The 12,228-nt window shown below is 52.9% G+C and carries 9 protein-coding genes; 4 read left to right on the top strand and 5 right to left on the bottom strand.

The genetic code is table 11. From position 1 onward, the window contains the following. Both JYB63_RS14120 and pdxR read right to left on the bottom strand, forming a co-directional pair. The gene (locus JYB63_RS14120; protein ID WP_205658537.1) at nucleotides 1-978 is read right to left on the bottom strand and encodes an AAA family ATPase; all 978 of its coding nucleotides are present in this window, start codon (nucleotides 976-978) and stop codon (nucleotides 1-3) included. 168 nt (nucleotides 979-1,146) lie between these two features. After that, nucleotides 1,147-2,628: a MocR-like pyridoxine biosynthesis transcription factor PdxR gene (pdxR, locus tag JYB63_RS14125; RefSeq protein ID WP_205658538.1), complete on the bottom strand. Its 1,482-nt coding sequence runs from the start codon at nucleotides 2,626-2,628 to the stop codon at nucleotides 1,147-1,149. 140 nt (nucleotides 2,629-2,768) lie between these two features. On the opposite strand from pdxR, the gene JYB63_RS14130 reads away from it, so the two are divergent. The 4 genes from JYB63_RS14130 (at nucleotide 2,769) to JYB63_RS14145 (ending at nucleotide 6,761) form a co-directional block, all read left to right on the top strand. After that, nucleotides 2,769-3,482 (top strand): GNAT family N-acetyltransferase, encoded by a 714-nt coding sequence (locus tag JYB63_RS14130; protein WP_205658539.1) that lies wholly within the window; start codon nucleotides 2,769-2,771, stop codon nucleotides 3,480-3,482. Between the two features lie 64 nt (nucleotides 3,483-3,546). Then, entirely contained in the window at nucleotides 3,547-3,996 is a 450-nt protein-coding gene (locus JYB63_RS14135; protein WP_205658540.1) for a GNAT family N-acetyltransferase, read from the top strand. Nucleotides 3,997-4,152: 156 nt separating this feature from the next. Further along, on the top strand, nucleotides 4,153-5,550 hold the full coding sequence (locus JYB63_RS14140; protein WP_205658541.1) for a DEAD/DEAH box helicase: 1,398 nt from the start codon (nucleotides 4,153-4,155) through the stop codon (nucleotides 5,548-5,550). Then, on the top strand, nucleotides 5,550-6,761 hold the full coding sequence (locus tag JYB63_RS14145; RefSeq protein ID WP_205658542.1) for a DUF790 family protein: 1,212 nt from the start codon (nucleotides 5,550-5,552) through the stop codon (nucleotides 6,759-6,761). Before JYB63_RS14140 ends, JYB63_RS14145 begins: the two co-directional genes overlap by 1 nt. A gap of 4 nt (nucleotides 6,762-6,765) precedes the next feature. Here JYB63_RS14145 and JYB63_RS14150 read toward each other — a convergent pair whose 3' ends face one another. The 3 genes from JYB63_RS14150 to JYB63_RS14160 all read right to left on the bottom strand — a co-directional run bounded on the left by JYB63_RS14150 (nucleotide 6,766) and on the right by JYB63_RS14160 (nucleotide 12,216). Continuing rightward, nucleotides 6,766-7,128, bottom strand: a complete 363-nt coding sequence (locus JYB63_RS14150) for a SpoIIAA family protein (RefSeq protein WP_205658543.1) — start codon at nucleotides 7,126-7,128, stop codon at nucleotides 6,766-6,768. A gap of 545 nt (nucleotides 7,129-7,673) precedes the next feature. Further along, complete coding sequence (locus tag JYB63_RS14155; protein ID WP_205658544.1) at nucleotides 7,674-8,279, bottom strand: hypothetical protein; 606 nt, start codon at nucleotides 8,277-8,279, stop codon at nucleotides 7,674-7,676. A gap of 178 nt (nucleotides 8,280-8,457) precedes the next feature. After that, nucleotides 8,458-12,216, bottom strand: a complete 3,759-nt coding sequence (locus JYB63_RS14160; RefSeq protein ID WP_205658545.1) for an AAA family ATPase — start codon at nucleotides 12,214-12,216, stop codon at nucleotides 8,458-8,460. Nucleotides 12,217-12,228: the final 12 nt, after the last annotated feature.

Raw genomic sequence — 12,228 nt, forward strand, 5'->3', positions numbered from 1 at the left:
TCAGCCCACCGGCACCACAGACAGCAGGGCATCAATTACCTGATCCGCATCGATACCGTTGGCTTCGGCTTCAAAGCTCAGTAACAGGCGGTGGCGATACACATCATGCAGCACCTGCTGTACATCTTCCGGGGTAACAAAATCCCGCCCCGCCAGCCACGCATGGGCGCGGGAACAACGATCCAGTGCGATACTGGCACGGGGGCTGACACCCACTTCCAACCAGCCGGCCAGATTGGCATCGTAAAGATGTGGCTGCCGGGTCGCGATACTCAGCTGCACGATATATTCTTCCACCGGTTCCGCCATGTGGATATTCAGAATGGCTTTTCTTGCAGCAAGAATATCCGCCTGGGTGAGCTGTGGCGGTTCCGACATGCCATTATCCGATGCACCACCGGCTTCCTGACGGTTCAGCCGCAAAATTGCCCGCTCAGCCGCCGCATCCGGATAGGCCACCAGCACCTTCATCAGAAAACGGTCCAGCTGGGCTTCCGGCAATGGGTAGGTGCCTTCCTGTTCCAGCGGATTCTGCGTGGCCATCACCATGAATACATCCGGCAATGGAAAGGTGTTCTGTCCCACGCTGATCTGGCGTTCGGCCATGGCTTCCAGTAAGGCAGACTGCACCTTCGCCGGTGCTCGGTTAATTTCATCTGCCAGCACAAGGTTGTGGAAAATCGGCCCCTGCTGAAAACTGAAACTGGCATCTTCCTGATGGAAAATATCGCTGCCGGTGATGTCTGCGGGGAGCAGATCAGGGGTAAACTGAATACGCTGAAAATCCGCTTCCAGCCCTTTTGAAAGGCTGTTGATTGCCCGGGTCTTAGCCAATCCCGGTGCCCCTTCCACCAACAGATGTCCGTCCGCCAGAAGCGCCACAAGCAAGCGCTCTACCAGCGCTGGCTGGCCAATGATCTGCGCCGATAACCAGGCATGCAGACGTTGAAAATTATCACTGAGATTAACGGCGTTCAAAATATCTCCTTACATACCGTGAAAAGCCCGGGGACTGATTCACCCGGGCAGCTTTCCCGAATTATTTACAGCTGGGAGCTTTGAGCCAACAGCTATAAAATGGTTCCTGTTTATACATACGTCTGAAGTGAAAAAATACAAGGGCTTTCATCAGCCTGTCCCACGGATTTAAGCGCCGGCAGAGTGCAGTACATCTTCAAGAATATCCATGCCCCGGTGCATCTGGGCCTCATCATAGCCGGCAAAACCGATCACGATTCCCTGCGGCCCTTCGCTGGAGGAATAAAAATCAGATAATGCCCGTATCCCCAGCCCCCGGGCCTGCGCTGCAGCCGCCAGATCACGGTCAGAAATATTCAGGTCGTCTCTGAATATAAATGTGGAGTGCATACCGCCATCACTTTCCACCCGCAACAGCTGATCACCGAAGCGTTGCTCAGCCAGGGTGTTAAGGATATCCCGCCGTTGCTGATAAAGCTTACGCATGCGCCTTACATGGCTGGCAAAATCACCACTGGCCATAAAATCCGCCAGAGCTATCTGAGGCAGGGATGACAGACCGCCATCTACATAGGCGCGCACCTGGCTGAAAGGCTCGGTCAGGACTTCCGGCAATACCAGATAGCCCAGCCGGATCGACGGATGCAGAATCCGGCTGAAGGTGCCCATATAAATCACCCGCTCCCCGCCGGACAACCCCTGCAGCGAAGTTAACGGCGGGCCGTCAAAGCGGAACTCACTGTCATAGTCATCTTCGATGATCCAAGCATCCTGCTCCCGGGCCCAGTTCAGCAGTGCCAGCCGCCGGGCCAGACTCAGGGTGTAACCCATCGGGTAATTTCGCGACGGCGTCAGCAACGCCAGCCGGGCATTGCCGGAACGCTGTAACGCAGCCTCCAGATGAAAACCTTCTTCGTCCGCCGGTACGGCAACTTTATTGGCCCCCACCGCTGCCAGTGCACCATCCACGCCGTAATACCCCGGCTCTTCCACCAGAATATCGTCCCCCTGATCCAGCAACAGGAGCGCCGCCAGATAAATGGCCTGCTGGGAGCCGGAACAGATCTGCACCTGTTCAGCACTGGCTTTCACCCCCCGGACAACATTCAGATAATCCGCAATCTGCCGCCGTAAACCGATATAACCGGACCGGGAAACAGACTCTTCAAACTTAATTTTCCGGCCTGCCGCTGTGGCATGCCGCTGCCATTTCAGCCAGGGAAAGCTTTTTACACAGGGGGTTGCCGGTAGCAACAGTCCATTGCCCAGTAACGGTCGCTCAGCAAAGGCAGCAGAAATCCGTGCGGATACTTGCGACAGCACTGGCTGTGCGGCGTCCTGTAAGGTCTCATCACTGCCTTTTTTGGAAATCTGATCCGGCACCGCCGCCGATACAAAACTGCCTGCCCCGTGCCGGGTTTCTATATAGCCCTCTGCCTGCAGCAATTCATAGGCTGCTTTCACCGTATTCCGGGACACCCCAAGGTTTTTACCCAGTGGCCGGCTGGCGGGCAACTTACTGCCCGGCCCCAGTTGCCCGGAAAGAATCGCCTGCTGAAAACCACGAAACAATGCCCGGTACTGGGGCCCACTGTCTGCAGACAGAAACGGCAGAAACAGCTCTGAAGGAAATTCATCACGGGAATGCATCAAAGTGGGCCCTATATCCGAAAAATAATGGATCTTTGTATTACCCCATTAAACACCTAATCTGACAACAGTTACAAGTGCCCGGCAAAGGGCCAAATCAACATAACCTTTTGTTAAGGCTTACATTTAAGGACACACCGATGACTTATCAGGATCACAATCAGATGCCCGTTGGCGAACCTGTTGAAAACTGGCAGCCTCGCCCTTTTCCACCCCACAGCACCATGCAGGGTGACTATTGTCGCCTGGAACCCCTGAATATCGCTCTGCATGCTGAAGAACTGTTTCATGCCTTTGCAGCAGACCCAAGCGGCAAAGGCTGGACCTACCTGTTCAGTGAGCCATTTACCGATCTGGCGGTTTTTAAGCAGTGGCTTGAAACAACCTGCACCGGACAGGACCCACTGTTTTTCACCGTGATCGACGAGTCCAGTAACAAGGCGGTGGGCATGGCCAGTTACCTGCGCATCACCCCGGATATGGGTGTCATTGAAGTGGGCCATATTCACTTTTCATCCCTGATGCAGCGTACGCCGGTATCCACTGAAGCGATGTTCCTAATGATGCAGCGGGTATTCGACGAACTGGGTTACCGCCGCTATGAGTGGAAGTGTGACTCCCGCAACGAACCGTCGAAAAAAGCAGCGGCACGGCTGGGCTTTACCTTCGAGGGGATTTTCCGTCAGGCCGTCACCTACAAAGGCCGCAACCGGGATACCGCCTGGCTATCTGTTATTGATAAAGAATGGCCGGCCCTGAAAAAAGCATTTCAGCTGTGGCTGGCACCGGAGAACTTCGACGCTGAAGGCCGGCAACACAAGTCCCTGCAGGAAATGCAGACGTTAGAGAAATAATCCTGTCCGGAACCCAAAACAGGAAAGAGCAGGAAAGGACAGAAAAAAGAAAGGACGAAGAACAATGACAATTACTACCCGGATGCTACAGCCTGAAGACAGGCAGCAATGGGAACAGCTGTACCGGGGCTATGCTGAGTTTTACGGCATGTCCATGGCACATGAAACACTGGACCAGGTATGGCAATGGATCTTCGGGGAAGAACAGCAGTTCTTTTGCCTGGTCGCCGTGAACGCGGAACAGACACTTACAGGCCTGATGCACTACCGCGCCATGCAATCCCCGCTGCGTGGCGGTTGGGTAGGGTTTCTGGATGACCTGTTCGTAACCCCGGACGCCCGGGGCAACGGCAGCGTTGATGCCTTGTTCCGGGCACTGGAGCAATCTGCTGCGGATCATGGCTGGCCCTTCGTTCGCTGGATAACCGCTGAAGATAACTACCGGGGACAGGCCGCTTACGACAAGATCGCCGACCGGACCCGCTGGGTAACCTACCAGATGCAGACTGGCTGACGGGAAAGAAACACAACGATCTCTGCCATCGGCAGGCTTGCATCCGCAGCCTGCCCCTCCTCTGCTGCTAAGGCGGTCAGCAGCACGACAACTTCCCCCTAAACATCTGTTATCATGCGTTTTTTACTGATCTGATCCGGTCAATCCGGGGTAACCATGAAGCTGACTTTTGATGCAGGCTCCCTGCTGCTCAGCGGGGATACATCCCTGCTGACAGAACACAGTGTTGATCATCTGGTTTTCGACAGCCGGGTCGACGCCTGGCGTGCCCCTGCATGGGCCTACCGCAGTGTCATCCAACAGCTGAAAATGCGGGACTGCGCACTGGAAGATCAGGTTTTCAGTACACCACCGTTACAGGTACCGGAGCAGCTCAGCATAACCCTGCGTGATTATCAGCAGGAAGCCGTGGACAGCTGGCAGGCAAATCAGTGTCAGGGGCTGATCATCCTGCCCACCGGGGTCGGTAAATCCATTGTGGCGATAGAAGCGATTCGCCGCTGTGGCGAAGCCGCACTCATCGTCTTACCCACCATTGATCTGATGATCCAGTGGGCGACTCAGCTGGAAAAACACTTTCAGCAGCCCATCGGCGTGTACGGCGGTGGCAGCAAAGAACTGCACCCCATTACTGTGATTACCTATGACTCAGCCGTGCTGATGATGGAATATATCGGTGACCGGTTTCCGCTGATCATCTTTGACGAATGCCATCACTTGCCCGGCCCGGTAAACCGTCAGGCCGCTGAGCTGAGCCCTGCACCTTACAGACTGGGCCTGACAGCCACGCCGGAACGTAACGACAACGGCGAACACCTGCTCTACAGCCTGATCGGCCATGAGGTCTACCGCCGGGAGATCAATGACTTTGATGACGGGGTACTGGCCCTCTATGACACTGAAGTGATCGAAGTCCCCATGACTGCTGAAGAACAGACAGAATATCAGCTAAACCGTCAGCAATATCTGGACTTTGTACGCAGCCACCGCATCAGCTTTTCATCGCCTTACGGCTGGTCGAACTTTCTCCGCGCCTGTGCGCAGGCCCCGGACGGACGGCAGGTATTACAGGCTTTTCGCACCCAGAAAGAAATTGCCGCCGCCAGCGCCGCCAAGTTCGACAAATTATGGGAACTGCTAAATCAGCACCGTGGTGAGCGGATCATCATTTTTACCGCCCTGAATAAACTGGCTTATGACATTGGCGAACGGTTTCTGTTACCGGTGATCACCCACAACACTAAAGCTGCTGAGCGTAAACGCTTCCTTGACCGTTTCCGGCAGGGAGAATTTACCGTCCTGGTTACCAGCAAAGTCCTCAATGAAGGCATTGATGTCCCCGAAGCCAGCGTCGGTATTATCGTCTCAGGCTCCGGCTCGGTACGGGAACACGTACAGCGGCTGGGGCGTATTCTGCGACCCTCCGCCGACAAGCGCGCCCGCCTTTATGAACTGATCTCTGCTGGTTCCTCGGAAATGAATATTTCCGAACGCCGCCGTCAGCATCTGGCCTACGATAATCAGACACAGGACAACCCGGAGCAGGAAAACTGATGCTGACAAAAGACCTGCAGGTTTACAGCCTTAAATCCACCCGGATCATCCCCGGCTTTATTGATGTTGAAGCACCGGGGCTACTGCAGTTTGCAGAACAACTGCTGACGGTATTTAACGAAGGCACCGGTAAAACCCGCGAAACCATTGAAGCAGAGGCAGAGCTGTATCTGCAGGGGCAACAGAATCTCAAATTCGGCAAAGGCCTGTACAAAATCCTCATGGACCATGCCGAATTCACCCTTGCTGAAGAAGATGCCGGCAGCCGCCGGGATGCCATCCTGAGCGCCGCGGCCAGCCAGTTAAAACAAACTGAATTTCAGACACTGGAAGCATACCGTGCCGCCGTTCAGGCACTCAGCCAGCAAGACCCGGATACCGCCCTGTACCCGGATCTGCCCGCGTTCGAACAGCTAACCCGGATAAAGCGGGATTTTTCACCCCGCCAGTTACTGCAACGCTACAACATGGCGCAGGTACAGGCGCTGTTACTGTCCACCCAATCGTTAACCCTGACCACCCAGGAAATGTCGGCCGCTAACCTGCGGCGGATATTCAAATGCCTGAAGTTCTTCCGGCTGCTGGCTGAGATTAAGCAAACGAAGGACAAAACCACAGTAGTTATCGACGGGCCACTCTCCCTGCTGGAAGGCACCAAGAAGTACGGCCTGCAGATCGCCTCGTTCTTCCCGGTTATCTGCCTGCTGGAGCAATGGCAGATCAGCGCAAAGGTCAAACCCAAGCGGGCAGTAAAAAACCTCAAACTGGATGAAACATCACAGCTGGTCAGCCATTACCGGCATATGTCTGCCTATGTGCCGGAAGAAGTCCGGCTGTTTGCCAGCCACTTTGAAAAAACCGTCGAAGACTGGACCTTTGTTGCCGAATCCCCGTTTATTAAACGCCCCAAAGGCCGGCTGATCTTTCCGGATTTCACCCTGCAACATACTTCAGGCGTGACTGTATATCTGGAAATATTCCACCGCTGGCACCGGGGGCCGCTGATTCAGCGTATGGAAGAACTGGAAAAGATGAAAGAGCCACTGATTCTGGCCATCGACCGGTATCTGCTGAAAGGCCTGCCATCCGGTGACCGGCAGGATGCACTGGAAGATCTGGATAACAGTCGTCACTTTTTGTTCAGTGATTACCCGGCGGTATCGCGACTGCAAAAGACGCTGGAACGGTATCTGGAATCGGTTAAGAGCTGAAGTTTCAGGCTTTCAAAAACTCAATCGCTGCTGCGTCATCGTCCATAGCAAAGCATTGCATGTCGATGCCTGAAAAGAGCTTATCTTCTATGCGAACGATGTGTTCGATCCAGGTTTTATCCGTCTGAATCGCTACCTTGCGCATGTTGGACATCCCCACTTCCCGGAGATAGCGGAATTCTTCCAGTAATGCGGCCAGCTCAACACCGTGGAAAGATTCTATTTTTTCCAGAATCACGATACTGCCATAGCGTTGTACTTTTTCTTTGGAGGCATCCAGAACCAGGGTCATATCCTGTTCGGTGATTTTGCCGGCAATCCGGAATGCGACGGCATTGTCGATGCCTGTGTCGATCATTTCTAACATGTGGATTCCTCCATGGCGTTGCTGGGTTCTTTATGTATTAAGGATAGTCGCTGGGGGCTTTGCTGTTGGTGTGGATGGGCGATGGGTGATGGGCATTGGGGAAGTACCTGCTTAGGGGTGGTTAACTGGTTTATTTGAGGAATGGATTAGTAGATAACGGTATAAACTATAGATTGGTTGATTTTTTTAGTTGGGAATGAGCTTAAGGACGCTGTCGTTATTATTGTGCTGATTTTATAGTTGGGATGATCTGTTTCGACTTCGTCGAGTCAAGACCTTTAAACGGCTAAAGGTCTTAACAATCTAAAGGCCGCCCCACTGTTTGTCCGGCTTCGCCGGATTCCCTGCGCGTTTCACTAACAACAGGCCTTCGAAAAACTCGGCCGCTTCGCGACCTCAAACAATTTCTCCGGCTGATCTGTTGTTAGCTGTAATGCTCGGCTGCACAGAAGGGGAATCGGGGTGCCTACTTTAAACTCATCTCCCGAAAAAAGAGAGAAAGCAGCACTTAAACATTCAAGAGAAACTTGAAGTTAAGCTAGCAATTACGCATGACACTGCAAAGGTTCTACCGAGTATTCATAGAAACCACGAAAACCATGAATCCTGTCCATCTCCTTCATAATCAGACGGATAGTCTCTACTGATTCATACATCGATTTTTCTAACTTATCATTTAATTCTTTTCGAAATTTAGCAGCTTTTCCTAAGTCATTTATATCAAACTTTTTTGATTTAAAATGAACTAAACTATTTCGACTTTTCACAAGATTTTTTAATCCTTCAAAGGCTTGCCCTTCTGTAGGAAACTTTTCACCTGTTACTAGATCAGTGACAACGACTAGCTTGGAAGTAATATCCAACTTATCCAGATATTTCTTTATATAAGCATCCCCTAAATGTGAAGCACCATAATCATAAACAAATGCTTCTATACACATAGCGGCAAAAACGATTGGTGCTAACATCGCCCGCTCTCGACGTTCATATTGCACCGCCAAATTCATTTCAACAATATGAATTTCATTTTCACTGACTTGTTTAGCGTTTAACTCCTCAATGTACTCACAGATAGACTCATACTCTTTAATTTGAGATAAGCATAAGCAAAAATAATTCTGCTGCATGCTTATACGATACTCATTCTCCATGAAAAACCTCCTTATTGAATAATCTTAAGCACCTCAAATCTCAACATATAAAAATGATTACACAAATAATCTTATTAGCTTAAGGCTCTGGATAAGAAATAGAATAAACGTTCAATAAACCGAAAAACCGATTATAAACAAGTAGGCACTACATTAAGCAGTACCCACTTTTTCAGATCTAAACCGTTTCTTCCAGCTCACCCACACAGGCAAACTGATCATCTAGTTTACTGATGCCGACGCCGCTGGTTTTTCTGACTCGGATCTGTACCGGTACCCTTTCTTTCAGGGCGGCGACGTGGCTGATGACGCCGATCATTTTGCCGCTGGCGTTGAGGTTATCCAGTGCGTCCAGGGCGATGTCCAGGGTGGCACTGTCCAAGGTGCCGAAGCCTTCGTCGAGGAACAGAGAGTCGATGCTGGTTTTCTGGCTGACCAGATCAGAAAGGGCCAGTGCAAGTGCGAGGCTGACCAGGAAGCTTTCACCGCCGGAGAGGGTTTTGGTGTCCCGCACCGCATCGCCCTGCCAGGTGTCTACTACCTGCAGTTCCAGTGCTTCGGCCTGATCCTGTTTGGGTTTCAGCTGGTAACGGCCGTGCAGGCGGTTGAGCTGGATGTTGGCCAGGTGCACCAGATGTTCCAGCGTCAGGCTCTGAGCAAACTTACGGAATTTATCGCCTTTTTGTGAGCCGATGAGGCTGGTGAGATAGCCTACGTCTTCGTAGTCCGCTTCACACTGCTGAATGTCTTCCAGCAAGCGGGCCTGTTCTGAGCGTTTACGCTGGTCGTCTTCCAGCCGGTGGCTGTTGCGGCCCTGTGCTTCGATCAGTTCACGGTGTTCGGTTTGCAGGTTTTCCAGCTGAGCAGTCAGCACTTCAGGGGTCTGAGCTTCAGGAGTTTGTGCTTCACCTTCTGCCTGCGGTTCTTCAGTGCCGGTTTCCGGCTGCAGGGCGGCCAGTTGCTGTTCGGTCTGCTCCAGCCGTGTTTTGGCGGCGTTGATTTTCAGCTCGATCTGCTTTTGCTGCTCTGTGAGGCGGGTCTGTTCTTCCGGCTCCAGCATGGCAGCGAGCAGTTCAGCTTCATCACTGAAAATACTGTCGGCCAGTTGTGTCTGCCAGCTTTGTTCTGTAGCCGCCAGTTCGGTTTGCTGGTTTTCCATCCGACTGTTCAGTTCAGTCAGCTGGCCGCTTAACTGCTGCAGCTGACTGTGCAACTGCTGATAGGCTTGCTGTGCCTGTTCGGTAGCCTGTCGGGCAGCAGCTGATTTATCGGCTGCCTGTTGACGGGCTACTGACGTGTCCACTGCGCCGAAAATATCCTGACGTTTTGTCTGCAACTCCTGCAGTGTAGTGTTCACTGAACTGAGTTCTGTCTGCAGCTCTTTAACCTTTTGCTCCAGCTGTTGCTGTTGTTGCAGCTGTTCCGCCATTGCTTCCTGCAATTGCTGACGCTGCTGCTGAAGTTTGTCTGTCTCTTCACGGCAGGTCTGCCAGTCGGACACCAGAATTTCCTGCTGCTGTAACCAGTTCTCACAGATTTCAGCGTCGTTAAGATCCGGCACCGGCAAGCCCTGAGAAGCGATAGCTGCTTCCAGTTCACTGACAGTTTGCCCGGCACCGGTGAGGTATTCCTGCCGGCTGGTTTGCAGCCGCTGTACTTCTTCATCCTGTTTGCTGAGGAAGCCACTCACCTGCTGCAGCTGCTGACGCAGGCCCTGTGTCCGCTCAGTGGTCTGGGCACGGCGTTTTTGCAGTTCTGTTTGCTGTTGCTGTAACTGCATCACCTGCTGGCGCGCCTGCTGGAAGGCTTCCTGCTGGCCCTGCATATCGGTATGGAACTGCTGCAGTGCCTGCTGATCGCCCAAAACCAGCTGGATATTCAGCTGCTGGCAGATTGTCTGCCAGCGCTGCTCACTGCTTTGCTGTTCGGCCTGTAATTGTTGCAGCAGTGTTTGCCATTCCTGCTGCTGGGTCGTCAGTACTTTGATCTCCCCGGCAACGTTCATGCCCTGCTGCTTAACCTTTTCGAGCTCCTGTTCGACAGCGGCAAAGCGTTGCTGAGTTTCAGGTACATCCAGGCTGCGGTATTCGTCCACCAATGGATGTTCTTTTGAACCGCACAGCGGGCATGGCTGATCAGCTTCCAGCTGTTCACGCAGCTGGGTCAGATCAGCAATTTTCCGTTCCTGTTCCAGCATCACCTGTAAATCTTTACGGCTTTGCTGATGGGTTACGTAGAGCTGGCGGAATTCTTCACGCTGAGTATTTAGCTGTTCCAGCTGCTGTAGCCGCTGTGTATCAGCAGCAAGACCTTCCTGCTGCCGTTGCTGATTTTGCAGCCAGGCTGCTGTCAGGCTGTCCATTTCAACCCGGGCCTGATACAGCTGATTAAAGCGCTGTTCTTCCTGCTGCTGTACTGTTTCATCTGCGCTGACCGGCTGTTCAGCAATCTTTGCCTGCAGAGTGGAAAGCTCGGCATCCAGCCCGCTCAGCTGTTCTTCCGCACGACTCAGTTCAGCTTTAAGCACGTCTTGCTGTTGCTGGCTGTCGGTCAGCTGTTGCTGGCCGTTACGCAGGTTTTCATTAGCTTTTGCGGTTTCACGGTGTAACCGCTGCAAGGATTCAAACTTAACCTTCCAGCCGGACAGCTGTTCCGCCAGACGGGCAATCTGTGGCGTAACGGTTGTAATTTTCGTCAGTTGCTCTTTCAGTTCTACTTCCCGGCTCTGGCATTCCGCCAGCTGCCGCTGCTGATCCGAGCCTTTAGTCAGCCCCTGTAACTGTTCACTGGCCTGACGCTGTTCTGTCTGTTTTGCGGTCTGCTGCTCTTGCAGAGCTTTGATCTTTTCATCCAGCGGAATGACCTGTTCCGTCAGCAGGGTATCCAGCGCCTGTTGCTCGGCCTGTGCCGCCTGACTTTGCTGTTCAGTGCTCTGTTTCAGCTGTTCAGACTGTTGCTGTTCTTTTTGCTGACTTTCAGTTTGCTGCTGCAGTCCCTGCTGTTGTTCCAGAATCTGTTGCAGTTGTTCACGCTGCCGCTGCAGGTTGTGCAAAGGCTGGCGTAACGCTTCTGCCGGTTGTGCGCGGGTCAGCCGTTCAAAATCAGCCCCGTGAAGCTGTTGCTGCTGTTCACTGTTGTGCAGTTCCTGCCGGGCTGCAGTCACTTGCGCCGTTGCATCGGCGAGCTGTTGCTGCCGGTGCAGTGTTTGCTGAAGCTGTTTAATCTGCTGTTCCAGCGCACCGCTTTGCTGCTGCAGCTGTATGGTTTGCGTTTGCAGCTCGGCGGTTTCTTCAGCACTGAGCAGTGAGTAAGCCGCGAGACCGGTCCGGAGAGCCTCCAGATGGGCCTTACTTTCTTTGTGCTTTTCGTAAACCCGCTCAGAAATCTTGCCATAGATTTCAGTACCGGTCAGTTCTTCCAGCAGCTCTGCCCGGTCGTTAGCATCGGCATTCAGAAAGGCCGCGAACTGCCCCTGTGAAAGCATCATGGATTTGGTAAAGCGGCTGAAATCCAGCCCGGTCAGCTCTTCCGTCTGCCGGAGTTTTTTGTTCACCTGGCTGGCAAGAATTTTACCGTCGCTGATGCGGGCCAGTTCAACTTTGGCATCCTGCAGATTACCGGTTACCGAATCCCGTGAACGGCGCTGGCTCCAGAATGCCCGGTAGCCCTGCCCCCGCACTTCAAACTCCACTTCAGCCAGACATTCCGCACAGCCGCGGGTCATCATTTCATTGCTGTTTTTGGAGAAGTTATTCAGCCGGGGCGTCCGGTGATAAAGGGCCAGACAAATGGCATCCAGCAACGTAGTTTTACCGGCACCGGTGGCGCCGATAATGGCGAACAGACCATTGTCCACAAAAGGTGACTGGGTGAAGTCCAGCTTCCACTCCCCCTGCAGGGAGTTAAGGTTCTTCAGCCGTAAACTTAAAATTTTCATGCGTCTGAGCCC

Source organism: Aliamphritea spongicola (assembly GCF_017051665.1).
Lineage (GTDB): Bacteria > Pseudomonadota > Gammaproteobacteria > Pseudomonadales > Balneatricaceae > Amphritea > Amphritea spongicola.